The sequence below is a fragment of the Acinetobacter sp. ANC_7553 genome (assembly GCF_056779895.1).
In genome coordinates, this window is the sequence record NZ_JBWYIV010000002.1 from 285,495 (window position 1) to 310,265 (window position 24,771).

Annotated in this window: 20 protein-coding genes and 4 tRNA genes; 14 read left to right on the forward strand and 10 right to left on the reverse strand. The window is 37.8% G+C overall.

Features of this window, described 5'->3' with window-relative positions:
- Nucleotides 1-27: 27 nt before the first annotated feature.
- From AC1M9I_RS03025 to AC1M9I_RS03050, 6 genes are all read right to left on the reverse strand, one after another.
- Nucleotides 28-1,431, reverse strand: a complete 1,404-nt coding sequence (locus tag AC1M9I_RS03025; RefSeq protein WP_481594358.1) for an iron-containing redox enzyme family protein — start codon at nt 1,429-1,431, stop codon at nt 28-30.
- A gap of 157 nt (nt 1,432-1,588) precedes the next feature.
- Nucleotides 1,589-1,664: transfer RNA gene (locus AC1M9I_RS03030), tRNA-Glu, on the reverse strand.
- Nucleotides 1,665-1,709: 45 nt separating this feature from the next.
- Nucleotides 1,710-1,785 (reverse strand) — tRNA-Glu (locus tag AC1M9I_RS03035).
- Nucleotides 1,786-1,809: 24 nt separating this feature from the next.
- Nucleotides 1,810-1,885 (reverse strand) — tRNA-Glu (locus tag AC1M9I_RS03040).
- A 214-nt stretch (nt 1,886-2,099) separates the two neighbouring features.
- On the reverse strand, nt 2,100-3,512 hold the full coding sequence (locus AC1M9I_RS03045; protein WP_035266846.1) for an amino acid permease: 1,413 nt from the start codon (nt 3,510-3,512) through the stop codon (nt 2,100-2,102).
- A gap of 108 nt (nt 3,513-3,620) precedes the next feature.
- Nucleotides 3,621-3,696, reverse strand: a tRNA-Glu gene (locus AC1M9I_RS03050).
- A gap of 270 nt (nt 3,697-3,966) precedes the next feature.
- Here AC1M9I_RS03050 and AC1M9I_RS03055 point away from each other — a divergent pair.
- Together AC1M9I_RS03055 and AC1M9I_RS03060 are read left to right on the forward strand one after the other, a co-directional pair.
- Nucleotides 3,967-4,434 (forward strand): YaiI/YqxD family protein, encoded by a 468-nt coding sequence (locus AC1M9I_RS03055; protein ID WP_035266848.1) that lies wholly within the window; start codon nt 3,967-3,969, stop codon nt 4,432-4,434.
- A 23-nt stretch (nt 4,435-4,457) separates the two neighbouring features.
- Entirely contained in the window at nt 4,458-5,366 is a 909-nt protein-coding gene (locus AC1M9I_RS03060) for a DMT family transporter (protein ID WP_481593046.1), read from the forward strand.
- A gap of 9 nt (nt 5,367-5,375) precedes the next feature.
- On the opposite strand, the gene AC1M9I_RS03065 is transcribed toward AC1M9I_RS03060, so the two are convergent.
- On the reverse strand, nt 5,376-5,951 hold the full coding sequence (locus tag AC1M9I_RS03065) for a PilZ domain-containing protein (protein ID WP_092766795.1): 576 nt from the start codon (nt 5,949-5,951) through the stop codon (nt 5,376-5,378).
- Between the two features lie 23 nt (nt 5,952-5,974).
- On the opposite strand from AC1M9I_RS03065, the gene AC1M9I_RS03070 reads away from it, so the two are divergent.
- The 3 genes from AC1M9I_RS03070 to AC1M9I_RS03080 all read left to right on the forward strand — a co-directional run bounded on the left by AC1M9I_RS03070 (nt 5,975) and on the right by AC1M9I_RS03080 (nt 10,452).
- Entirely contained in the window at nt 5,975-7,210 is a 1,236-nt protein-coding gene (locus AC1M9I_RS03070) for a lipoprotein-releasing ABC transporter permease subunit (RefSeq protein WP_481591824.1), read from the forward strand.
- Nucleotides 7,203-7,880 carry a lipoprotein-releasing ABC transporter ATP-binding protein LolD gene (lolD, locus tag AC1M9I_RS03075; RefSeq protein WP_035266856.1) on the forward strand — a complete coding sequence of 226 codons (678 nt, stop codon included), beginning with the start codon at nt 7,203-7,205 and terminating at the stop codon, nt 7,878-7,880. Before AC1M9I_RS03070 ends, lolD begins: the two co-directional genes overlap by 8 nt.
- Before the next feature lie 82 nt (nt 7,881-7,962).
- Nucleotides 7,963-10,452, forward strand: a complete 2,490-nt coding sequence (locus tag AC1M9I_RS03080) for a DNA internalization-related competence protein ComEC/Rec2 (RefSeq protein ID WP_481594357.1) — start codon at nt 7,963-7,965, stop codon at nt 10,450-10,452.
- On the opposite strand, the gene AC1M9I_RS03085 is transcribed toward AC1M9I_RS03080, so the two are convergent.
- Nucleotides 10,449-11,384 (reverse strand): lysophospholipid acyltransferase family protein, encoded by a 936-nt coding sequence (locus AC1M9I_RS03085; protein ID WP_481594356.1) that lies wholly within the window; start codon nt 11,382-11,384, stop codon nt 10,449-10,451. The genes AC1M9I_RS03080 and AC1M9I_RS03085 overlap by 4 nt on opposite strands.
- Nucleotides 11,385-11,515: 131 nt before the next feature.
- On the opposite strand from AC1M9I_RS03085, the gene sppA reads away from it, so the two are divergent.
- Both sppA and AC1M9I_RS03095 read left to right on the forward strand, forming a co-directional pair.
- Nucleotides 11,516-12,529: a signal peptide peptidase SppA gene (sppA, locus tag AC1M9I_RS03090; protein WP_035266860.1), complete on the forward strand. Its 1,014-nt coding sequence runs from the start codon at nt 11,516-11,518 to the stop codon at nt 12,527-12,529.
- Nucleotides 12,526-13,335: an alpha/beta fold hydrolase gene (locus tag AC1M9I_RS03095; protein WP_481594355.1), complete on the forward strand. Its 810-nt coding sequence runs from the start codon at nt 12,526-12,528 to the stop codon at nt 13,333-13,335. The genes sppA and AC1M9I_RS03095 overlap by 4 nt, the downstream gene beginning before the upstream one ends.
- Before the next feature lie 15 nt (nt 13,336-13,350).
- Here AC1M9I_RS03095 and purN read toward each other — a convergent pair whose 3' ends face one another.
- Nucleotides 13,351-13,980 (reverse strand): phosphoribosylglycinamide formyltransferase, encoded by a 630-nt coding sequence (gene purN / locus AC1M9I_RS03100; protein ID WP_092766790.1) that lies wholly within the window; start codon nt 13,978-13,980, stop codon nt 13,351-13,353.
- Between the two features lie 18 nt (nt 13,981-13,998).
- A complete protein-coding gene (gene purM / locus AC1M9I_RS03105; protein ID WP_035266866.1) occupies nt 13,999-15,069 on the reverse strand; it encodes a phosphoribosylformylglycinamidine cyclo-ligase in 1,071 nt (356 codons plus the stop codon).
- Between the two features lie 136 nt (nt 15,070-15,205).
- On the opposite strand from purM, the gene cxpE reads away from it, so the two are divergent.
- The 7 genes from cxpE (at nt 15,206) to AC1M9I_RS03140 (ending at nt 24,534) form a co-directional block, all read left to right on the forward strand.
- Nucleotides 15,206-16,429 carry a chloramphenicol efflux transporter CxpE gene (cxpE, locus tag AC1M9I_RS03110; protein ID WP_481588959.1) on the forward strand — a complete coding sequence of 408 codons (1,224 nt, stop codon included), beginning with the start codon at nt 15,206-15,208 and terminating at the stop codon, nt 16,427-16,429.
- 15 nt (nt 16,430-16,444) lie between these two features.
- Entirely contained in the window at nt 16,445-17,152 is a 708-nt protein-coding gene (gene hda / locus AC1M9I_RS03115) for a DnaA regulatory inactivator Hda (protein WP_035266869.1), read from the forward strand.
- 179 nt (nt 17,153-17,331) lie between these two features.
- Nucleotides 17,332-19,122: a rhombotarget A gene (gene rbtA / locus AC1M9I_RS03120; protein WP_481594354.1), complete on the forward strand. Its 1,791-nt coding sequence runs from the start codon at nt 17,332-17,334 to the stop codon at nt 19,120-19,122.
- Between the two features lie 12 nt (nt 19,123-19,134).
- Complete coding sequence (locus AC1M9I_RS03125; protein WP_481594353.1) at nt 19,135-21,546, forward strand: CSLREA domain-containing protein; 2,412 nt, start codon at nt 19,135-19,137, stop codon at nt 21,544-21,546.
- A gap of 128 nt (nt 21,547-21,674) precedes the next feature.
- On the forward strand, nt 21,675-22,457 hold the full coding sequence (locus AC1M9I_RS03130) for a tellurium resistance protein (RefSeq protein ID WP_481594352.1): 783 nt from the start codon (nt 21,675-21,677) through the stop codon (nt 22,455-22,457).
- A gap of 59 nt (nt 22,458-22,516) precedes the next feature.
- Nucleotides 22,517-23,596, forward strand: a complete 1,080-nt coding sequence (locus AC1M9I_RS03135) for a toxic anion resistance protein (protein ID WP_481594460.1) — start codon at nt 22,517-22,519, stop codon at nt 23,594-23,596.
- Nucleotides 23,597-23,613: 17 nt separating this feature from the next.
- On the forward strand, nt 23,614-24,534 hold the full coding sequence (locus AC1M9I_RS03140) for a hypothetical protein (RefSeq protein WP_481594351.1): 921 nt from the start codon (nt 23,614-23,616) through the stop codon (nt 24,532-24,534).
- Nucleotides 24,535-24,771 lie beyond the last annotated feature (237 nt).

Here is a 24,771-nt window from a genome sequence, read left to right on the forward strand (position 1 = left end):
CTCCTTATTTTATGCGGCGAGTTAAAACTAAAGCGCAAGTGTTTGAAAAGGGAAAAGTAACTTAGAGACTTCTTGGGTTGACCATAATCCGATCGCTCGTGGATGATAGTAAGGTGATAGATATGGAATTAATAATGCGAGTTTATCGTTTATATCATCTAATGAATGACATTGATGTTTGATCTGTTCAAGTTCATGTTGATTATTGTATTTTGATAGCCAGTTTTGATCTCCTGTTACAGGCATTCTTTTTAAACGAACAGTTAATGATTCCCCTTGAATCCAGTCTTTGATCAGCATTTTCTCAGTTGCATTAAACACACCAAACATTTTGCCATCACTATCGTGAATAAGTTTCCAAAAACGACTTTCTTCGACAGGCCTGTTTTTAATAATCCATTGTTTATCAATTAAGATTTGAATAAATTCAGATATTAATTCAGGTTGAGCGAGCCATTCGTTAATTGATCTGCCATTAAATTGACATTTTTGGTTATGGATATGTTGACCGACAACTGCTTTTCTTTGCAGAAGTTGATAAACGCTTTGAGTCAGATCAATTTCTTGGATGATATTTGTTGAGCTCAAGCCAAGATCATTCATTTGGAAACCCATTTTAACCAATTCAAGATATTTTGATTTATCTTGAGCTTGATGATAATGATCAATAAATGCCTGTATTGATTTTTCAGCATGTCCATTGTGTGCATTATCAATTGTAATATGAACATTAAAATAATGAGGATCAATTCCAAGTTCTGCTAACTCATAATTGGTGATTAACAGGTGTAGTGGTAATTGTTCATAACCCAAGTTAAATCCAATTACCAGTGGAAATAAATCATGTGGTATATATGCGAGAGCAAGTTGAACAGCGGCTTGTTCAAAATAAATATCATCTAAATAATTAATGTACGGTTCAAGCTCGAAATGTCGTAGTAAGCTTTGATACATGCAAACATGATTTGCTTTAGCATCTCCCAACCCAAGTTCTTCTAAGTAGATATAGCTTAGATCTTTGCTTTCAAACAGAGAGGGGTGCGTAAGAGATGAATATAGCCATGAGCCATCTACATACTTAACTGGAGCAACTTTATATAAAAATTCTAAAGCATGAGAGATGGTTGGAAAGTAGTCACGCCCAAGGCCTGATTTTCGTTGATCTAGATAACTTTGAAATTTAGAACAAGTTTGATCATGTTCGTGTTGTATATGTTGCCTAACTTGGTCTACCTGATCAATCCACGATAAATGAGTCGTATTGAGTTGATCGAATAGTGAAAGAACATAGGTTTCAGCATATTCTGTTTTACATTCACGATTCACTTTAGGGTCTAAAAAAAACTCAACCCAGTCTTTATTTGTTTTAGGACTAATTGTATTTAATTGTGATGGGGATGCTAGGGGATTAAGTACGGTGTTGTCCAACATCATCTTCTCCAAGCGTTATTAAGGGTTTAAACCACCATAACCTGCAAAGATGATAATGTTGTTTATTTTGTGTTCGATTTTTAGGGTGACTAAGTTATAAAAAAAAGCCCAAGTCTTAAATGCTTGGGCTTTTTTATGAGATGTATCATCTCGAATATGGCGTCCCTACGGGGATTCGAACCCCGGTTACCGCCGTGAAAGGGCGATGTCCTAGGCCTCTAGACGATAGGGACAGTACAGAAATATATTTTAAACCATGTTATTTCAATTGAAATTAATGGCGTCCCTACGGGGATTCGAACCCCGGTTACCGCCGTGAAAGGGCGATGTCCTAGGCCTCTAGACGATAGGGACTTAATAAAATCTACTTCTGAAAATTGGCGTCCCTACGGGGATTCGAACCCCGGTTACCGCCGTGAAAGGGCGATGTCCTAGGCCTCTAGACGATAGGGACGTTTCAGAGGTGGGCGTATAATAGGGTGAAAATAGGGGGGTGTCAAACGCATTTCAGCAAAAAAATTAAAAAAATGGTGTGTTCGTATGAAAATAAAACAATATTGAATTTAAAGGCTAAATTTAGATCAAATATCCAAGAAATATTAGAAAAGCATTGGGAAAATAGGAACTGTCTAAGCAAAAAAATAGCGACCGAAGTCGCTATTTCAAAATCAAGATTTATCGTGATAAAACAGGTAATAACTGGCATAGCATACAGCAATGAACGCTAAACACCCGAAAAAGCTAATACGCATACTTGGATCAAATACCATACTTAAGCATGTGATAAAACAGAACACAAAACCTAAGATTGGGACAATTGGAAATAATGGAGCAGCAAAGCCCAGCTCTTCTTTTTTGCGCCCTTGCTTATACCAATCGCGTCTGAAATTAAATTGGCTTAAACAAATACTCATCCACACAACGACCATTGTAAAAGCAGCAATACCTAATAAATTGGTAAAAATAGTCTCAGGTGCGAATTGTTCTGACAATAAGCCTGGTAACCCACCGATCATTGTCACGATCACTGCAACATAGGGGATACCACGTGCATTCACTCTAGAAAATACTGCAGGGAGCTGCTTTTTGTAAGATAAAGACCACATCATGCGTGACGCAGCAAACAAACCAGAGTTAGCAGCTGATAATAAAGCGGTAATAATTACAAAACGGATGATATCTTCTGCATAGGGAATACCAATATGCTGGAAAACAGTCACAAATGGAGAGCTACTCACACCTTCAGCAGCTAAGCCAGCTTCTTGATGTGGAAGAAGTGACGTTACTACAATGATTGTACCTACGAAGAAAATCAACAGACGAAAAATCGCTGTATTAATCGCTTTAGGAACATTTTTAGCTGGGTCTTTAGTTTCACCAGCAGCAACCCCAATTAATTCTGTTCCAGAGAATGCGAAGTTTACGATAAGCATCGTAGCAAAAATTGGGAATAGACCTTCAGGGAACCAACCTTGAGCAGTTAAATTGCTAAATAAAGGCGCCGTTTCGTAACCTTGATAGCCAATTACGCCAAAAATTGCGAGTAGGCCTAAGAGAATAAATGCAACAACAGTAATAACTTTAACTAATGCCAGCCAAAATTCAGATTCTGCGAACCATTTTGTGGAAATCATATTTAAAACAAATACGAATACACCAAAGACTATAGTCCACATCCACATGGAACTATCTGGGAACCATTCCTGCATGAGGAGGGCGGCGGCTGTAAACTCAGTTCCTAATGTAACCGACCAAGTTAACCAATATAACCAAGTGATGGTATAGCCTGTTCCTGGTCCAATATATCTTTTGGCATAAGCACCAAACGAACCAGACTCAGGCATATGAACGGCAAGCTCACCTAAACACAGCATAACCATGTAGGCGATAATCCCGCCAAGGATATAAGAAATAATGGCACCTACAGGCCCCGTTTGTGCAATGACTTCACCCGAACCTAAGAAAAGTCCAGTTCCGATTGCGCCGCCAAGCGAAATCATAACCAGATGTCGAGTACTCATAGCGCGTTGTAAAGGCGCAGAATTGCCCTGATGCGAAGCATCATTCGGAGATGAGTGCATAGGATTGAAAATTCGAAACAAATGAAGCGAGTTATTGTAGTGAAAAACTACAATTCTTCAATGAAATAATAGTAATTTTGAATATTGAGTGATCGTATGAAACGATAATGGCGTCCCTACGGGGATTCGAACCCCGGTTACCGCCGTGAAAGGGCGATGTCCTAGGCCTCTAGACGATAGGGACGTTGCGAGGTGCTTGTATATTAAGGATAGACATTTCAATTGTCAAAAGCTTCGTATCAAAAAAAGTTTTAATCGTTCATACATTAAGCAAAAACAATCAATTAGTTTTAATTTTGATTAAACTGACAACAATAAGATTTTTCATGTATTTAAATAACATGGAGAGAAGGTCCTCACTATAAAAAAACGATCCGCTTTATATTCATCATATCAAACCAGCCATCTGTAAAATTTGATAAGATGACGTGGTAAGACAACGAAGGAAAGAGGCGTGTTGCCATTTAAACTCTGGGTGGATGCTGATGCATTACCTAAAATTTTGCGTGAAGTCATTTTAAGAGCTTCTGATCGTTATCAACTTGAAGTAACTTTTGTCGCCAATCAAAATGTAGGAATAACTCCTTCTGTTCGTATTAATTCAATACAGGTGATGAGTGGAGCAGATCAAGCTGATAAAGAAATTATCGAACGTATGAAAGAGCATGATATTGTCATGACGCAGGATATTCCTCTAGCAGCTCAAGTCATCGAAAAGGGTGGCGTTGCAATTCATCCACGTGGTGAAATTTGGACAGAAGCTAATATTAAGGCACGATTACATTTGCGTGATTTCATGGAAACTTTGAGAGGGGCTGGCGTTCAAACCGGTGGACCACCGCCAATTTCAGAAAGAGATAAGCGTGAATTTTCAAGTGCTTTGGATCAAACGATTCAAAAACAAAAAAGAAAAACTGCCTGATTTATCTTATCAATCGAGTTCACATGCCAGAAAAATCTAAACTTATGCTCATTTATGCCTTATTGGTCATCATTTGGGCAACAACTCCACTTGCGATTGTATGGAGTGTAGAAGATATTTACTTAATGTGGGCATTGGTGATTCGATTAGGCTTGGCACTGCCTATCGCAGCATTACTTCTCATTGTTTTAAAGGTAAAATTTCCTTTAAATTCAATTGCATTGCATAGTTATTTTGCTGGGTCATTTAGCTTGATTGGTTCGCAATTTTTTACTTATGTGGCTACTGATTACCTAAGTTCTGGCATGATTGCATTGATGTTTGGATTAGCACCAATTATGGCAGGGCTTATTGGAAAATTTATCTTTCAACAAGATTTGCATAAGCTGCAATGGTTAGGAATGATCGTCGCGATTACTGGGCTCGTAGTGATCAGTTTTACTGGATCAGCACAACATATCCATCCCATTGGAATTGGTTTAATGTTGCTCAGCGTTTTTTCATACGCAATGTCAATTTTTTGGGTAAAAAAAATAAATGCTGATGTAGCACCAATGGCTCAGGCGACTGGTTCAATACTTGTTTCTACTATCGTTGCATGTTTAATTGTGCCATTTATATGGAAATACTTACCTACTGAATTACCTTCAATGAAGTCGTTACTTGCGATCATATATTCTGTCGTTATGGCTTCATTAGTCGCTATGTTTTGCTATTTTTACTTGGTCAAAAAAATACAACCCACCACATTGTCCCTTACAAATGTAATGACTCCAGTTCTAGCACTTGGTATAGGTGCTGCATTTAATCATGAGAAATTAACGCTTGGCATGATACTGGGAGCAATGATTCTACTTCTGGGATTATTTATGTATTTTTATCGGGATATAGAAGCGAATCGGAAATTTAAACAAAAAGTATTAAAACCTTAAGTTTAATGCTCAGTGATTCTGTGAGTTTTTTAAATGCTTCAAGGCTTCTGTTAACTTTACTTTGTCTTGGGGATGTAACGTTAGAAAATATGCACCAGTTCTAAACAGCCCATTTTCTTCTTGATTGCTGTAGACAACCTGTGCAGTTGCAGCGATATGAAAATCATTTTCAGGGTGACTCAATGTGATATGTATATAGGTTTGTTCAGGGATATGTTGCTCAGCATAAAAACTAAAACCCGTTTCAGACAAATTGACTTGAGTAGGTACTGGTAACATGGTTTGTACAATAGAGTCGTAAAGTGAGCCCGTAATCAGGTTTAATTTTTGGTTAAATAAGGATAATATCCGAGCAATTTGTTGATCTTTTTGATTTAATTGTTCTAATTCGTACATAAGCGCATGATCAAATTGATCTAATTCTGCAAGTAAGAGAAAATAGCGCGGTAGTACAAAATTTGAATCATAGGGATCATTCAAAGCGACATCTTTCGTGATGATCTGATAATTTATTCTTAAGGCAGCATCAATACGTGACATGACGCGTCTTTCAATATTGCCACTTTGATGCTGAAGATTTTCCATTAAAACACCTCGGACTAGATGGTATGTTTAAACCGATCTCGCTGTATATAGGGTTGAGATACACTCGCGCACGGCGAAGTAATCACTTTATTTCTTTTATTGCTTTAGTTTCCATGATCGGTCTGACTTTGGGCGTCGCTGTTCTCATTACTGTGTTATCTGTAATGAACGGTTTCGATCGTGAATTAAAAAACCGTGTCTTGGGAATGGTACCTCAAGCGACTGTTTCCTCTACACAAATTCTAACAGACTGGCCTGAGCTTGCAAAGAAAATAGACCAACATGAACATGTGACGGGTGTTGCACCTTTTACACAGTTGCAGGGGATGTTAACAGCCCAAGGACAGGTTGCAGGGATAATGGTCACGGGTATTGAGCCTGACTATGAAAAAAATGTATCTATTATTCAAAATCATATGGTTCAAGGCGACATCAACTCATTAAAGAAAGGTGAGTTCGGGATTGTTTTGGGCAAGCAGATGACGGATGCTTTAGGTTTAAGTCTCAATGACAATGTAACATTGGTATTACCTGAAGCGACACCATCACCCGCTGGCGTTGTTCCAAGATTTAAACGTTTTAAAATTGTCGGTATTTTTAGTATTGGTGCGGAAGTGGACTCGATGATGGGTTACATCGCGCTAAATGATGCTTCGACATTGTTGAGACTGCCGGATGGTGCACAAGGTATCCGTATGAAGCTAGATGATATCTTCAAAGCACCACAAGTCGCTGAAGAAGTTGTTATGGATTTACGAGGCAATTTCTATCCATCAAATTGGACTTATACGCACGGCAATCTCTTTAGTGCCATTCAGATGGAAAAAGCAATGGTTAGCCTTTTACTTTTCCTCATTGTCTTGGTTGCAGCATTTAATATTGTATCTTCATTGGTGATGGTGGTTACTGATAAAAAATCTGACATTGCTATTTTAAGAACCTTAGGTGCTTCACCAGCAACGATCACTAAGATTTTTATGGTACAGGGTACGGTGATTGGTGTTGTAGGAACACTGGCAGGAGCAGCACTAGGTATCATCTTTGCAACGAGCATTAGTGGATTTATTGGCTGGTTGAACACTGCTTTTGGACTAAATTTGTTCGATGCATATTTCATTAACTATTTACCATCGTATCTACGTTGGCAAGATGTGGTGGTGATTGTTAGCTTATCACTAGCGCTAAGTTTCCTTGCAACAATTTATCCAGCGCTGCGTGCTGCCAAAGTTCAACCAGCAGAGGCTTTACGCTATGAGTAATATTGTCTTAGAAGCCAAAAATATTCATAAACATTTTACAGATGGTAAATCAACTGTTGAAGTGATTAAGGGATTGGATTTAGTTGTTGAGCAAGGACAATTTGTTTCAATTGTTGGATCAAGTGGTTCGGGTAAGAGTACGCTGTTACATGTATTAGGGGGGCTTGATCGTCCGTCCGAAGGTGTAGTGATGCTTAATGGGCAGCGTTTTGACACTTTAGGTGAAGCTGAACGCGGTTTCCTACGTAATGAACACCTCGGATTTGTGTATCAATTTCACCATTTACTTCCTGAGTTTACGGCTTTAGAAAATGTATCAATGCCGCTGATGTTACGTAAAGATGCAAATTTTAAAGAAGTAAAAGAACGTGCAGAATATTTGTTGAATAAAGTGGGTTTATCACATCGTTTAACGCATAAACCAGGTGAGTTATCTGGCGGTGAGCGACAACGCGTTGCGCTTGCACGGGCTTTAGTGGCTCAACCTAAATTGATGATGGCAGATGAGCCTACTGGAAATTTAGATCGTAAAACTGCCGTCACAATTTTTGAATTGCTTTCCGATCTGCGTAAAGAATTTAATATGGCAATGCTCATCGTGACCCATGATGAACAGCTCGCACAAACTGCTGATAAGATTTTGCATATGCAAGATGGATTGTGGGTATAGCCTAAAAATCCGATTAACAGTCTTGTTAAAGCCCACTTAGGTGGGCTTTAATCTATTTAAGAAAAATAAACATAAAAGTTAGATGTTTTTAATATTTATTCTCATCTTTTGGATCATTGGTGTTGCTACGATCAGCTTTCAGGGTGAAGTTGAATATTCAACTCTCTTGCTGGGTATGGCAAGTATCATTTTGATCATGGATTACTTTGTACGATTAATGAGGCAACCTGATCGATTCATTTATCCTCACACCTCAAGTATTGTCCAGTCATCATCAAGAATGCTTGTGCTAACGGGAATTTGTCTGATCACATTTGTTTTGGGGCATCAACATGCAAAAACAGCCTTACACGATCGTTTAGAGAAACGTGTTCAATATATTGAAGAAAAAGAAATAGTTGTCTATATCAATAAAATTAATCAGCTGAAAATGGATCAGGAAGGTCGATCAATACAGCAGCGTGCGCAAGTGATCGACAAGAAGCAAGGACAATCTCAAACGCTATTATTATATTTGCGAGAGTCAAAACTTGATACGACATTAGAACTAGGGCGCTATTATAAAGTTACGGGAAAATTAAGACCCGCACATAGTTATGCAGTAGATGGGGTATTTGATCATGAGAAATGGTTGTTGCAGCAAAATATAGCTGGAACAATGCGTGTAGATTGGATCGTACCTGTAAGTGAAGCGGTGTTATATTCTGAAGGTTATTTATCTTCAACCGATGTGCATCGGAGCCTTATCGCACGATTGAGCCTGAGCATTGAAAAAGCACGTTTAGCTTTTAGGGATGATATCGAACAGGGAGTATTCAGGAATAAGGGTTTGCTAGTCGCGTTACTCACAGGTGATAAGAGTCTACTGACGGAGCAACAAGAAGAATTATTTAAAAAACTAGGCATTACGCATTTATTGGCTATTTCAGGTCCACATGTTCTAATTTTTGCTGGTTTATTATCGTGGTTCATGGGGTATCTTGTATCAATTTTTCGTCCTCATATTTTTCTAAAAGTTCCCAAAACATATTTACTTTTAATCCCTTTCGTATGTGGGGTAATTATTTATAGTTTTTTTTCAGGGCTCGAAATTCCTGCACTAAGAACTACATTGTCAGTTTGTCTAATTAGTATCGCTATTTTATTTAAATTTAAGATTAAGCCTTTTGTGGTATTACTTATCAGTGCGAGCTTAATGCTCTATTTAGACCCTTTTAGTATTTTATCTGCTGCATTTTGGCTTTCGTACGGCGCATGTTTGATTTTGATTCGTGTATACCAAACGATCGTTCATGAACAGCAAAACACTGCTTTAATCAACAAATATCATTTTCTAGATAAAGCAAAAATGTATCTTAAAATACTTTTGCAATCTCAATGGAAAATATTTATTGCACTGTTACCATTCACTTTACTGATATTTCAACAGATTTCTTTACTTGCGCCATTTGCTAATTTAGTTGCTGTTCCAATGATTGGGACCTTGATCGTGCCATTAGAAGTACTGGGCTATTGTCTCAGCTTTATTCCTTTTGTTGGTCTATTTTTATTTCATCTGGCTGATATGTTGATATCGGTTCTTTTGGTGCTGCTGACTAAGTTGGGATTAATATTAGACAATCCATTGAAATGGGTGGCGTTAACGAAAGCACAAATGTTTTTGCTCGCTTTGGCAGTATTGATGTTCTTTATGCCAAAGAATGTAATCCCTCGATTATGGATACCAGTATTAGGTGTGGCATTGCTGATGCCTAAACGTGATGATGGATACGATATCATTGAAATTTTAGACATAGGTCAGGGGCAATCCATACTCTTACAGTCATCAGGGAAAAATGCTTTAGTTGATACAGGCGGGAGCTTTGATGAGAATACATTTAGTATTGGAGAAAGTGTAGTTGTCCCTTTCTTAATTCAACGTGGCATATCAAAATTAGATCAAGTTTTTATCAGTCATCTTGATCAAGATCATGCTGGAGCATACCGCACTATCGGAAAACATATACAAATTGATCAAGTTATCTCAAATGAAAAAGATGATAGGTTTCAGTATGTTGAATTTGATTATTGTCGACAGCATCAACAGGTACAATTGGGTAAGATAAATATACAATTTCTTTCACCAGCTGAATCACAATTAAATTTTGTCAGTCAAAATCGTAATGAGCTTTCGTGCATAATGTATCTGACATTACCCTATGCTAACGATTTTAAGCATATTCTGATTATGGGGGATGCAGGGTGGGAGACAGAGTATCGTATTTTAAAGCAGTATCCTGAACTTAAAGTAGATATTTTAATCTTAGGACACCATGGCAGTCGACATAGTTCATCTTACGACTTTTTAAAAAATACCAAACCTAAAATTGCCATTGCATCGGCTGGTTTTGATAACCGCTATAATCATCCACATCCTGTTGTCAAAGAGCGTTTAAAAGCGCTTAATATTCCGCTACTCGATACCCAATCGAAGGGCAGCATTCGAATGACCTTCGATAAAAACAGAGATGTACAATTTCGATATCATCGAGATCAAAAAGCGTGGTTAACTCGGAATATCCCCATAGATTAACTTGATTTTCTGACTTGCTCTATTTTTGCTCTGGCTTGTTCTGCAGGGATACGATAAATGTTATGTAGATCAGGATTTGCACGGAAACGTTTGTAGCTCCAATGAGCATGTTCAGGATAACGATGAATCAGACTTTCTATTGCACGGTGAATTACTAACGTTCCATCAGCGGGCGTGCCTTCATAAATCGAAGCATCCATTGGTTCAATAAATACATTAAAATCTTCAGTTTCATTGCGAATTGCATAGACCAATAGGCCTTTGGCTTTAGTTTTTTGGATGAGTTTGGCACTTAAATTACTGGACTCGAGTGGTATGCCGAAATAATCGATCATTTCACCACCGTGTTTAGGATTGTGATCTGGAAGAATCACAGTTGTCCCCCCTAATTTAAGGGCTTTAAAAATTTGTCTTATACCACTCTCATCTGTAGGGACTAAAGTTGCTTGTTCTCGACTACGAGCCTGGCGCACAAATTGATCTGCTTCTTCATTCTTGATGGGTTTATACATGATGGTCATCTTGGTATATTGTGCGAACCACGCATTCATGACTTCCCATGTACCAAAATGTGGTGCGAGTAAAATAATACCTTTCTTTTCAGCCATTGCTTCATGAAAATATTCAGCACCAGTGACATTGCGTATTCGTGAAATATTGGTTTCGTTTGAGCTTCCCCAAATACTAAAAAACTCCATATAAGATTGAAGTTCGTTTCTTACCGCTGCACGAGTCACTAAATGTTTTTCTTCATCAGAAAGATGTGGTAAGCAAATGTCGATATTGAGGCGGATGGTGTTCGTAGTTTTTGTAATTTTTAGCGTATTAATCAGCCCTGCAAGCATTTTTGCAAAAAAACGAGAAAAACGAATCGGACGGCGACTGAAGAAATTTAACAGGCGGATTGTGGTCGATGTTTTGGTTTCAGGCATTAGATTCAAAATTTGGTAAGTTCATAGAATATTGTGATTTGGGTTTATTATATGTTAAATCTTGACTTATAAATAGTTTGACCTCATTCCTTGTATATAATGTCAGCTTAAATTTAATTTGGATGGTATGTATGTCCGCTTGGCCGCCTGAACCACAAAATGAAAATCAAAAACCAAATAACCAACCGAACGGAAAAGAATGGCAAATTTTAGAAAAAGCTGTTCTCGCATCTGTAGAAGAACAGAGACGTGCAAGACGTTGGGGAATCTTTTTTAAATTTCTTACTTTCGCATATCTGTTATTTATAGTTTTGGTCATGGGGAAAAGTTGTTCAACGACTTCCACTGATAGTGCGGTGTCATCACAGCATATTGCTACAGTCGATATTGTAGGAACGATTGCTGCAGACCAGCAAAGTGTGAATAGTGCAGATACGATCAAAGGTTTGAAAAAAGCATTTGAAAGCAAGCAATCGCAAGCTGTTGTTTTAAATATTAACTCTCCGGGTGGATCTCCAGTTCAGTCTGATGAAATTTGGCAAGAGATCCAATATTTAAAGTCGGTTTATAAAGATAAAAAACTTTATGCATTAATTGGTGACACAGGTGCTTCAGGTGCATATTACATTGCGTCTGCTGCGGATGAAATTATTGTTAATCCATCAAGTTTAGTCGGCTCAATTGGTGTCATTATGCCAAACTATGGAGTGAGTGGTTTGATGCAAAAACTTGGCGTTGAAGATCGCACCATGACTTCAGGTGAGAACAAAGCATTATTGTCGATGACACAACCAGTTGATCCTGCACAACGTGCACACGTACAAGGTGTATTGGATAATGTTCATCAACATTTTATTGATGCAGTCAAAAAAGGTCGTGGCAATAAATTGAAATCGCAAGACCCTGCTATATTTTCAGGTTTGTTTTGGACTGGTGAGCAGGCTGTGAAGCTCGGTATTGCAGATCGGATTGGCAGTATTCACACACTGAAACGCGAATTAAAAGTCGAAAAAACGGTAGATTATACTATTCAACGTAGCCCCTTTGATTCTGTGCTTGGACGACTTGGAAGTGAAATTGGTCAAGGTTTTGCTTCTTCAATTTCCAAGCAGATTCAATCTGAGCAGGTGAATCGAATCCAATGAAACCATTGATCCATTTTGCTCATGCCAACGGGGTTCCATCGAAAGTTTATCAAAAATTTTTTGATGCTTTGTCTGATCAATTCGATGTGATTTATACGACCAATCTTGGTGTTGATCAACGTTATCCTGTAGATCAACACTGGGAAAGTATGACACAGCAAGTGATTGATAATATTGTTCAGAAATCCCATGGTCGTAAAGTGATTGGTATCGGGCACTCCTTAGGAGGAGTTTTGACGTTCAAAGCTGCGTTGAAATGCCCAGAACTTTTTAGTCAAACTATTCTTCTCGATCCACCTCTTATTATGGGGCTAGAATCATTTGCTATGCATATTGCAAAGTCTTTGAAGTTAAAAGCAGTGGATCAAATGTCGCCAGCGGCATTGTCTAAACGTCGACGTGATCATTGGGATAGTCGAGAGCAAGCTGCAACATTACTTCGACCCAAAGCATTATATACAGCATTTGATGAGCAATGTTTTAATGACTATATTCAATTTGCATTAGTTGAAGATCCAACGCGTGGCGGCGTTGAATTGGCGATTCCAAAATCTATTGAAGTGGATATTTTTAGAACCAATCCTTCATTATGGTGGCTGCCTCAACCTAAGCTCAAAGTTCCAAGTCAATTAATTGTTGCTTCTGAAGGTCCATTCTTAGCACGTAAATTCCCTCATAAAGTGAGGAAAAAGTTTGGTGTGCCTTTTAGTATTTTTGAAGGTGGACACATGTTCCCACTTGAACATCCTGAGCAATTGGCTGCGCATTTAAAAACTATTTTGACGCCACTAAAAAACGCAGCCTAAGCTGCGTTTTTTAAATCAAATATGACAGAACTGTATTGGATCTTTCAAAATTTGATTTTTATAGTGCACGCCTTCGGATGTGACTTGAATGGTTTGATTACAAATCCATTCTACAACTTGAGGATAAATTAAATGTTCAAGTTGATGTACACGATCAGCTAAAGATGCAACATTATCATGGTGCGACACTTTGAGTACGCCTTGAGCAAGTGCTTGACCTGCATCTAGTTCTGCAGTGACATAATGTACTGTACATCCATGCCATAAATCACCAGTATTTAATACACGTTGATGTGTATGCATTCCTTTGTAATTTGGCAGTAGAGAAGGGTGGATATTGATCATTTTACCCTCCCATGCTTTAACGAACTTAGCACTTAAAATACGCATAAAGCCCGCTAAAACTACAAGATCCGCTTCCCAGTCGAGCAGTTGCTGATGCATAACATCATCAAACGTTTCACGGTCTGGGAAGTTTTTGTGTTCAATCACTGCAGTTGCAATGTTGGCATGAGTAGCACGCTCAAGTGCGTAAGCATCAGGTTTATTCGAGATCACACCGACAATTTGACCTGAAAGGTTTGCATCAATTAATGCTTGTAGGTTTGATCCGTTACCTGATACTAAAACAGCAATTTTAATCATGTTTTAACAATAAACTGATTAAGCGAAGATCACACGAATTTTTTCGTCTGCACCTTCGACAGATTCAGCATTGTCAACAATGTGGCCCATTGTCCATGCTTTTTCGCCGAGTTGATTTAAGATTTCAACTGTTTTATCAGCTTCAGCAGCATCAACAACTAGAACCATACCTACGCCACAGTTGAATGTACGGTACATTTCAAATTGTTCTACACCACCTTCACGTTGAAGAAGTTTGAACAGCTCAGGCCATTCCCAAGAAGATTCGTTTACTACAGCTTGAGCACCATTTGGTAATACGCGAGGTAAGTTACCTGGTAAACCGCCACCTGTGATGTGTGCCATCGCGTGAACATCAACCTGTTTGAGAAGCTCTAGAATTGGTTTAACGTAGATACGAGTTGGCTCCATTGCGACATCAGCAAGTGGACGACCATCAACAATTTGAGTTAAATCAACATTTTTTACATCTAAAATTTTACGAAGAAGAGAGTAGCCATTAGAGTGTGCGCCGCTTGAAGCAACACCAACTAATACATCACCAGCTTTAACTTTAGAGCCATCAATAATTTTACTTTGTTCTACAACACCTACACAGAAACCAGCTAAATCGTAATCTTCACCTTCATACATGCCTGGCATTTCAGCAGTTTCACCACCGACCAATGCACATCCAGCAAGCTCACAACCTTGACCGATACCTGTCACTACATTTGCTGCGACATCAACATTGAGGTGACCAGTTGCGTAGTAATCAAGGAAGAAGAGTGGTTCAGCACCACAGACAAGTAAATCGTTCACACACATTGCAACCAAATCCTGACCAATTGTGTCATGACGGTTTAAATTCAATGCTAAACGTAATTTTGTACCAACACCGTCTGTGCCAGATACGAGAACAGGTTCTTCATAACCTTTAGGAATTTTACAAAGTGCACCGAAGCCACCAAGACCGCCCATTACTTCAGGACGAGTCGTGCGTTTAGCGACAGATTTGATACGATCGACTAACGCGTCGCCCGCCTCAATGTCGACACCTGCATCTTTGTAGCTTAAACCAGTGTTTGGGGTAGAAGTTGAGTTGCTCATATTGAAGTCTCCGCATTCGCGCGGGGATTATAACCTGAATATACGAAACTCTTATGTTATTTATGCACTAAAATGTTATCTTTACTAAAATATTTTCCTTTACATAACGAATAATCTTAAAAAAAGGCGAGTTTCTATGGTAGATCGTACCCTACGCCGTGTTTTTATCCTTGCAGGGATAGCTTTATTTCTCTGGATTTTATACTTATTAAAACCGGTCGTAATCCCATTTATTGGTGCATTTTTAATAGCTTATCTTTTCAGTCCATTGGTTGATCGATTGCATAAGATAGGTTTACCTCGTTGGTTGTCTATCAGTTTGGTATTTATTGGTATTGGTGTCGTGATCACATGGGCAATGTGGTATTTGGTTCCATTAATTTGGGAACAGCTGATGTATGCTAAATCCAGTATCCCGAAAGTAGTTCATTGGGTAAATTTTAGCTTCTTACCGTGGTTATCAGATACTTTCAATATAGTGCCACTAGAATTAGATGTAGATCAGATTTCAGCAGCTGTTATGGAGTATGTTCAAACCAATTATAGTGCTGACAGTATCCAAGCGATGGCACTCAAATTGGCACAATCTGGTCTGAATTTTATTCAGATTGGTGGGACAATTGTACTGATTCCAATTATTGCATTTTATTTCCTCTTAGATTGGGATCGAATGCTCAATAGTTTGCGTCGACTCATTCCGCGTCCTTATGAAGCTTCAACGCTTGAAATCGTAGGTGAATGCCATAGCGTACTAGGTGCATTTGTAAAAGGACAATTCCTCGTGATGATCCTTTTGGGGATTGTTTATGCTGTTGGTTTACAACTGATTGGTCTGGAAGTTGGTTTGATTATTGGCATGATTGCAGGCTTGGCAAGTATCATCCCATATTTAGGATTTGCAGTCGGAATTATTGCTGCCGTGATCGCAACTTTCTTTCAATTTGGTATGGATTGGACTCAACTCCTTTTAGTTGCAGTGGTGTTCATGGTAGGGCAAGCTGTTGAAGGTTATGTGCTTCAGCCATTCTTATTGGGAGATAAAATTGGTCTTTCTCCAGTAGCGGTCGTATTCGCTGTATTGGCTGGTGCACAATTGGCTGGTTTCTTGGGTATGTTGATTGCATTACCTGTTGCAGCTGTAATCGTGGTACTGCTCCGACATGCACGTGACACTTATGAAAGGAGTACAATTTATGGTACGCCAGCTGTTGCCGTAGCTGATCATGGTGGTGGTGAAATTACAATCCAAACCGATCAGGTTGATATTGAGCTTGATCTCAAACCACAATCAATCAATAATCAACAAGATATTGCAACATCTGAAAAAATCGATGTGCAGAAACAAAATAAAGAACCTTAAGGTGACCAAGCATTTATGCGGCAACTGCAACTTGATATAGAACCTCAACTTGATGCACGGATCAGTGATTTTTCCGGCCCAGGTTGGGGACCCGTCATTGATGCAGTTCGCCAACTTCATGCTGGATTAATGAATCGATTTTACCTTTATGGCGGTGCGGGCACAGGTAAGAGTCACTTATTAACTGCGATATGTGACTCATATCTAGATGTTGGGAAATCTGCAATTAAAGTTTCATTGCTAGAATTGCTCGATGCTCCAATTGAGGCGATTACTTCATTGGATCGTTATGATTTGGTCGCTCTAGACGATATTGAAGCGATTAGTGGTGTACCGCATTGGCAAAAGGCGGTATTTCATTTAATAAATAATAATAATGATGGTGGAGGACAACTAGTCTTTTCATCTAGATCTGCGCCAATTGAATTGAAACTTGAATTACCAGATCTTCAGTCGAGATTAACTCAAGCGGTGAGTGTTAAAGTGCCAACAGGTCAATCCTACGCTGACCGCTATGCCTTATTACATTCTGTGTTAGATCGTAAAGGTGTGCATTTTGATCCTTTAATTATTGATTATCTGCTGACCAATGGCCCGATACAGACCAGTACCTTATTACAAACGGTTGATCAATTATCAAAGTTACTACAGGGTGAAAAAGTTAAGCTATCCAACGCAACCCTTAAGCAAATCTACGCGCTCATCGATCAGTATAGTGCTTAAATGCTTTTTAAATGTTATTCAAAACTCAAAATGTAGATTTTATCTGAACTCGGCAATTTTTTACTTAAAAATAATTGAGAATTCTAAAAATTTGTGACAGATTAGTCAAAATGGATAAATAGCGCTACATAATTAAAGTTCGCTACTTAAAAAAATAAAGAAAAATTAAGGAGATGGTAATGCTCAGACGGGGCTTAGGTCTTGTATTGTTGTGTGCAACAGGGCATGTATTCAGTGCAGATATTGTGGTTACGACCACTGAAGATATCACCAAAAATGATGATGAATGTTCGTTGCGTGAAGCAATTGAATATATTAATCAGGGTAAACCTGAAGCAGGTCTCAATGGCTGTGGTGGTAAAGATGCCACAGATAATATTATCTTATCTACGAAAGAATATCTCCTAAACGAGCAAGTTCGCATCTCTAAACCGATGGTTTTTAGAACGCAGTATGAAACTACCATTGTCGACGATATTCCTGGTACAAAAAATGCCGTCATAACAATGAAGGGTACTGATAGAATTTTCCATATTGAGCGAATTCGTCCTAAAGCTGATGATGAAATTAGAGATGCTGCAATTGGTGTGGAATTTTACGAAATTACCTTGCAAGGTTGTACTGCATCTGTATGCAAAGACAAAGGTGGATTAATTCTCAATTATGAACGGCTAAAATTTGATAAAAGCCATCTTATCAATGGCAAAGCAAATTTTGGTGGTGCGATTTATAATGTTGAATCATTTATTGAATCCGAAACTAGCAAAATTCGTTCCGCGCGAGTGAATCTAGTTAATTCGTTACTGGAAAACAATCAAGCACAACAAGGTGCTGTATTGTATAGTGAATTTCCTGATTTTGACATTAGTGCTTCTGTTATTAAAGGTAATAAAACAACAGATTCAGAAGGTTTCGCAATTTATAGCCATAAAGTGTTGAGTGAGGATGAAACTAAGGTGACCAATCTCAATTATGCCAAAGTGATCAATTCAACAATTTTTAATAATAAGGGCTATATTATCAATGTGAAGGATGGTATTGCACTTAATAACAATACGCTGGTCTTTAATGATTTTGGATTGATTTTTAATGCGCCGTTTAAGAAGGCATTGCTTACTAACAATATAATTGCAAAAAATGGCAATAGAGACTGTCGTGTAGAGACTGCAATAGATCAATCAAATTTAAACAATAATTTATATGGTTTTGGTTGTGAGGGCACAGCTTCAGAAAAACTGGGCGAGCGCACATTATTAGCTGGGACTGATGTAGAAGGTGAATGTGATGTTAATTCATCTGGCATTTTATGTCCGTTCAAAGTCTATTCTGGCTATGCTTTAGGATATTTCCGCCCAAGAGTGTTGCCTAGTTATCGACAATTGACAGATTCTCCGATCATTAATCGTGGACCAGATTCAAATGGTACATCATGTGAAACAGTTGATCAGCGTGGCAACGCACGTAAGGATCGTATTTTGTGTGATCGAGGCGCAATCGAACTGATTCAGTCAAGTACGTCTTCAGGCAGATTTGGCAAGGATATCTTTTACGGAGAAATTGTTAAGTTAAATATTAATGATTTTCTAGGAGATGGTGAGCTAATACCCGCTAGTCAATGTGATGCCTTAGTCGGACCTCATCCCAAAAAAGAAGAATGGCAAGCGGGCTGTATGATCATCCAACAAAATAACTCTCCTAGTAAAGGTAAAGCTGAACTACTCCAAAATGGAGAGTTTACTTATACACCTCAAGGGAATTGGCACGGAACTGATGATTTTAAAGTTTTGGTCGTTGTATCTACACGTCAATTGAATGAGTCAATGAATCCTTATATCGAAATTCCAACCGTCATTAAACAAGACCCCAGAGATACTTATACAAGCGATAAAGTAAAAACTTCTGGTGGGGGGCTAGGTCTAATCTCCGTATTAGGTCTGATGACTTTAATCGCGATACGTAGAAAAAAATAATAAGGGAATCGTATGTTGAAAAGTAGAAAAGCTTTTTTGACCTTAGCAGTCCTGTCTGCAATGTCCTTGATGGCTGCTGAAGATACAATAATTTATGTCACTACCTTCGATGATGAAGACGGTACTAATGATGCAAAGTGTTCACTCAGAGAAGCGTTGAAGGCTGCTTCGACTAATCGAGCTTATGGAGGTTGTGCTAAAGGTAATACGGATCGAGTACAAACTGACATTATTCAGCTTGAAGCTGGTACTTATAGCTTGAATGCAGAGCTTCAGCCATCTTCTTCAGTGATTATTAGGGGTAAAGAGCCTGTCGATTATTCCAAACCGAATGTTATTTCAAATAGTTATCCTGCGCAAACTAAAATTCAAACTATAATTAATGGTCAAAATACACATCGCATTTTCAATACGACCAATCTAAATCGACCGAGTTTGAGTTTAAAAAATATAGAGCTGACAAATGGTAAATCATCTACCAATGGTGGCGCTTTGCTATTGGGGGGTGAGACTGATTTATACAATGTAAATATCACAAAGTCTTCAGCGTTAAGAGGTGGAGCGATATTTTTGAATGACAGTGATAGCTCTTTAAGTTATTCGGTCGGGTGGGTGAGTGGTAATACAGCTCAGCAAGGCGCTGTTATAGCAATGTCTTGCTTGGATAATCTTGTGTTCACACGTCGTAAGATTGATTTATCCCGTATGTCTATTACCGAAAATGGAAATACAGCTTCAAACAGTTTATTCTCATTTTGTGGTGAACCTACAGCACAATTGCAAGCAAATACAATCTCTTCCAATGTATTAAATAATACACAAGGTCAAATTTTTCAATTTAGTGATCGTTTAACAGATGGGGGTCAAATAAATTTGAGTCCCAATTCTATTTTGAAGCTCGATAGTAATACGATTATCGCCAATACCGCGCGATCTGTGCTTTGGTATGGAAATACAGGTGCAAAAGCCTTAAATCATAATGTGATAGGTTTTAATCAGGCTAAAGCCTGTATATATAGTCACGGTGATGTGAGCCAAGTTGAGTCAGCAGGTATTGAATTATTGGCAAATGCTATTCCACTGAGTAATTCATCTATAGACTGTGATCTACCAGCAAAAGCGTCAGAAAATGCACAAAAAAATAGTCTTGATGTTAGTCAATTGAGTATCAATGATCTGTTTTCAACATCGTTACCGGTTAATGATGAGAATACTAACTTTCATCCTGTCTTTTTTCCGAAGATTAATTCTAGCGGTAAAGATTTAGTTGATTTTGGTACTGATGGTTGTTCGCTGCTTGATCAACGAGGTATTAATCGGATTGGATTGGACTCGCTCAACAGTTTAGATGCGACTCCCAATACTTGCGATATTGGTGCGATAGAAACCTTAAAGTTGACTGTTTCCAATTTAAGTAAAGCAAATGAATCACTGGTTCAAATAAAGAAATCAACTGAGAATAGAATTAAAGCATTCGAAGATGCTATTGCCGATCCTGAAACCAAAGAAGAAGTGATTGATTATTATAATAAGGAGCTCACCGATCAAAAAGCATTTTTGAATGAGTTAAATAATCTTAATCAATATCGTCCAATTTTGTTCGATCCATTTAAATTGAATTTACCAGATGAATTTGTTTCTCCTGATGGTAAGGTGCGAAAAATTGAGCATCTTAATGTTGATAATTATGATATCAAAGTTGAAGTTGTGGGAGTTGGGAAATTAGATATCGATAAAACGTTCTTAGGTAAGTTTGATGATCGGTTGAAATGTGAGTGGAAACCGCAGCTTAAGCAGATAGTCATGTATAGAACAGATGGCCGCATAACACCGAGTGGAGACTCTGAATTCTGTACATATACGCTTACTTCAAAAAGCGACAGTAAAAAAACATCAAGTGCATATTTAATTGGTAATTTTATCAATATCGTGCCAACTGTTCCTGAACGTGTGGAATATACAATCAATCCAAAAAAATCGACTCAAATCAGTGTAAATTTACTGGCTGAAGCGAGTGATGCTGGTGATGGCAACAGAAATGCAATCAATCCTCCAAATAAAAAGGAGTTTTACCATAATGCTAATGGGGATGAGGTATCAATTTATTTTGCAAGAGTACCGAATCCCGTTTCAATTATCGCGGATCGGGTAGAGCCATGTGCTAATGACCGTTTTAAAAAGTGCTATGGTGGAAACATTCGAGTTCAGTTGAACAATAATTTGGATGTCTTTTCCTATGATCTTAAGTACTCAGTATTGGACGCAGACGGCGCTTCATCAGGTGAGGGAACATTAGCTGTTCTAAATGCGGAAACAGGGCCTGGAAGTTCTCGTACGAGTGGAGGGGGGAGCCTAGGTGGGTTTGGGCTTTTAGGACTCATTGGTTTAAGTTGGCTTAGAATGAGAAAATCTAAACCTCATTAATAAAAAAGCCAGCATTTGCTGGCTTTTTTTGTGTTTGATTTTGTGTAATATTTTGCAAAAAATTAGTATATTTTGAACAGTTTATTGCTACATTTGAAGATTGCTGATCACTTTCTTAAATTACACCAATGTCATCTTTTAATGAGCTTATACCCTTAAATCAAATTGAAGTTAATCCTTCGGATTTGCTCTCAATTAAGAGGCATGATCTTGTTCCTTTATTGACTGATTCGTCTAAACTTAATTTATATGCTGAACATATTGTGCAGGCACAAAATGCTCTATTGGTAGGTATAGACCCCACTTTAAATAAAAAATTAAGCGAAACAATTTCAGATATTATTCAAAAATTGAATCAATCCAAAAAGAAATTAAAACAAAAAAAATTTAACGCTCTCCAAAAGTGGTTAGGTCTGGATTTGGAGTTCGGTGCGGGTCAAATTTCTTATATTCGTGATTTAGATAGACTCATTCTAGATGCTGATCAGCTGTCCCAACGTATTCACATTGAAATCCAAAAGTCTAGTTCTCGATTTCAGCAAGCAGTTGGTTTAAGAGAGCAAATGGCGCGCTACATTCAAGCAGCAAGACAATTTTTAACAGAATACACAGATTTTTTTCATCATCGCCATCCACTCGATAACTTTGAGGAGCGATTGGCTAAAAAAATACAAACATTAGAGTCGGTACAAGCAAACAATGATATTTCTCTTATGCAAATGCAATTGACTCAACAACTTTCATTAACTCTGACGGATCGTTTTCGTGAAGCGCAGCAAGTATTAATCCCAGCTTGGCAATATCATCTTGAGCAAACTCAAATTAAAAATGGCGCAGTCGATATTGAAAAGTTAGATCAAAGTCGCGAACAACTGATTCGATCTTTAAAAAAATCACTAATTAAAGAATAAGGTGTGTTATGTCTGATTTTCCAATTCAAAAGAAAAATGAATCCTTAAGCTTAATCTCTATGGAGGAAAAGTTTTCCAAGTTAGATTTAAAAGAAATTGGGTTGATGACCTCAGACCTTGCAGCAGTCGAATCAGTTCACCAAGAACTAGCTGATATGAATCATGCAACGGTTGCTGAATATGGGAAAAATATCGCGACTAAAACAGCGACTTATACGGATGAACTGCTGGATTTAGTCAAAAATAAAGATTTGGATGCAACAGGTCAAAAGTTAAATGAAGTTGTTACAGTGGCTCAACAGCTCAATACAAACAGTATTTTAAGCCCTGCTAAAAGTTCAGGCTTCTTGGGCAGTATCTTAAATCGATTTAAAGGTGCGAAGCAGAGCTTTGATCAAAAGTTCAATTCCACTAAAGAACAAATAGATGCTTTAGTTAAAGAAATTGAAACCTCTCAACAAGGTTTAAAAGACCGTGTAAATACATTGGATCGTATGTTTGATGGTGTGCAGGATGAATATAAACAATTAGGGGTTTATATTGCTGCAGGGAAAATTAAACAACAAGAAGTTCAAGAGCAAATAGCTGAATTGAGTACGCTAGAACAAGATGCGCAAACCAATCAAAAAATCTACGACTTAAATCACTTAGCAAACAATTTGGAAAAAAGAGTGAGTGATTTACAGGTATTGCAACAATCTGCGATGCAGACATTACCGATGATTCGAATTATTCAATCAAATAATTCAATGTTGGTGGATAAGTTTTATGCGATAAAAAATATCACGCTTCCTGCTTGGAAAAATCAAATTAGTTTAGCGATTTCATTACAGGAGCAAAAAAATAGCGTCCAATTGGCTAATACTATTGATGATGCGACGAATGAGTTACTTAAACGGAATGCAGATTTATTACACCAGAATTCAGTCGATACTGCTCGAGCAAATCAACGTTCAGTGATTGACATTGAAACACTTGAACATGTTCAAAATACCCTCATTAAAACAGTGAATGATGTTATTAGTATTCAGAAAGAAGGGATGCAAAAACGTGAAGAGGCATCAATCCGTATTAAGGCTTTGCAAGGAAATCTTCAACAACTTGTTTTGGATTCGAGTCAAAATCAGCCAAAACACTAATTTCTTGAGGTTTAAATTTGAATAAAACCAATGAATATCTTGTGGCGCAGACTGAGATTCAGAAAAGATTGCCTGAATTGTACAAACGAAATCGCATACTTAATTTATGGGGATTTTTGAGTACCAGTGTATTCATCATTTCAGTCGTGTCGCTTTTTATTCATCAGGACATGATTTATGGTTTTATGGGAATGAGTGAAACTGTTCAGCAGCTTCATTTGCCACATAGTTTAGATGAAGTCTTAAACGTGTACCAACATCAGCCTGACTATTTTTTTAATTTAATATCTTGGTTAGGCTGGTTAATTCTAAAAGTATTTAGCTCAGTCATTGGTGCTTTTTTTATTGTTCATTTTTTAAAAAAAATAAGTTTTTTCTATGTGCGCTTTCAATCATTTGTGCTTAAGTTTGTAGGTTGGTTAATTGCTGTCATCTTAATTTGGTCAAGTTTGACCTATGTTCAATATGACTTGAATGATGAGTCTTTAGAACAACAATATCAATTAAGTCATTATGATAAATCGATTCATGAAAGTCAGATTGCTGTCATCATGAGTGAACAACAGGTCAATCCAATTATTCAAGCCTACGTCCTTGCGCAAGTGGCTTTGATTCACAAACCTGAAGATACCAAGCTAGCAACTGCATATTTAGCTCGACTTGCGCAAGCTGAAAGAAATGAAAAACAGTTTGTCGAATATGGCTTTAATGCAGAGCAGTTATGGTCAATGCAGCAACAAGTGTATGGTCAATCTATTACTCCTTGGGCAAAAGCGATAGATCCTCGGGCAAATCAGGCACGACAAATCTCAGAAGTCGTCAAGATGATGTTCATGCTGCTCTCAGCTATCATGTTATTGGCAATGTTTATTTTCTTTGGATTAGCTCGTAGTTTTAAAAGCAGAATTCAAACGATCACTCAACGTTTGGAGATATAGTTAAAGTTTGTACTGTTACGATCATCATAAAAGAATCATTCATTTTTAAATGGATGATTTTTTAATTCAATTTTTCGATAGTCTTTATGTAAACTAACTGTTTTACCTATTTTTGTATTTCTTCTAATATAGCTTTATCAAACAAATATTACTCCTTTGGAGACGTTAGCAATGTTAGATCAAAATACTTCAGCTCAATTAAAAACGCTTTTAGAACGCCTTGAAGGTCCAATCGAA

Excerpts from the sequence above, each read along its gene's own strand:
- AC1M9I_RS03025 (WP_481594358.1), bottom strand. The coding sequence starts at position 1,431 with ATGTTGGACAACACCGTACTTAATCCCCTAGCATCCCCATCACAATTA.
- AC1M9I_RS03045 (WP_035266846.1), bottom strand. The coding sequence starts at position 3,512 with ATGCACTCATCTCCGAATGATGCTTCGCATCAGGGCAATTCTGCGCCT.
- AC1M9I_RS03060 (WP_481593046.1), top strand. The coding sequence starts at position 4,458 with ATGCCAGAAAAATCTAAACTTATGCTCATTTATGCCTTATTGGTCATC.
- AC1M9I_RS03065 (WP_092766795.1), bottom strand. The coding sequence starts at position 5,951 with ATGGAAAATCTTCAGCATCAAAGTGGCAATATTGAAAGACGCGTCATG.
- AC1M9I_RS03070 (WP_481591824.1), top strand. The coding sequence starts at position 5,975 with ATGTTTAAACCGATCTCGCTGTATATAGGGTTGAGATACACTCGCGCA.
- lolD (WP_035266856.1), top strand. The coding sequence starts at position 7,203 with ATGAGTAATATTGTCTTAGAAGCCAAAAATATTCATAAACATTTTACA.
- AC1M9I_RS03080 (WP_481594357.1), top strand. The coding sequence starts at position 7,963 with ATGTTTTTAATATTTATTCTCATCTTTTGGATCATTGGTGTTGCTACG.
- AC1M9I_RS03085 (WP_481594356.1), bottom strand. The coding sequence starts at position 11,384 with ATGCCTGAAACCAAAACATCGACCACAATCCGCCTGTTAAATTTCTTC.
- sppA (WP_035266860.1), top strand. The coding sequence starts at position 11,516 with ATGTCCGCTTGGCCGCCTGAACCACAAAATGAAAATCAAAAACCAAAT.
- AC1M9I_RS03095 (WP_481594355.1), top strand. The coding sequence starts at position 12,526 with ATGAAACCATTGATCCATTTTGCTCATGCCAACGGGGTTCCATCGAAA.
- purN (WP_092766790.1), bottom strand. The coding sequence starts at position 13,980 with ATGATTAAAATTGCTGTTTTAGTATCAGGTAACGGATCAAACCTACAA.
- purM (WP_035266866.1), bottom strand. The coding sequence starts at position 15,069 with ATGAGCAACTCAACTTCTACCCCAAACACTGGTTTAAGCTACAAAGAT.
- cxpE (WP_481588959.1), top strand. The coding sequence starts at position 15,206 with ATGGTAGATCGTACCCTACGCCGTGTTTTTATCCTTGCAGGGATAGCT.
- hda (WP_035266869.1), top strand. The coding sequence starts at position 16,445 with ATGCGGCAACTGCAACTTGATATAGAACCTCAACTTGATGCACGGATC.
- rbtA (WP_481594354.1), top strand. The coding sequence starts at position 17,332 with ATGCTCAGACGGGGCTTAGGTCTTGTATTGTTGTGTGCAACAGGGCAT.
- AC1M9I_RS03125 (WP_481594353.1), top strand. The coding sequence starts at position 19,135 with ATGTTGAAAAGTAGAAAAGCTTTTTTGACCTTAGCAGTCCTGTCTGCA.
- AC1M9I_RS03130 (WP_481594352.1), top strand. The coding sequence starts at position 21,675 with ATGTCATCTTTTAATGAGCTTATACCCTTAAATCAAATTGAAGTTAAT.
- AC1M9I_RS03135 (WP_481594460.1), top strand. The coding sequence starts at position 22,517 with ATGGAGGAAAAGTTTTCCAAGTTAGATTTAAAAGAAATTGGGTTGATG.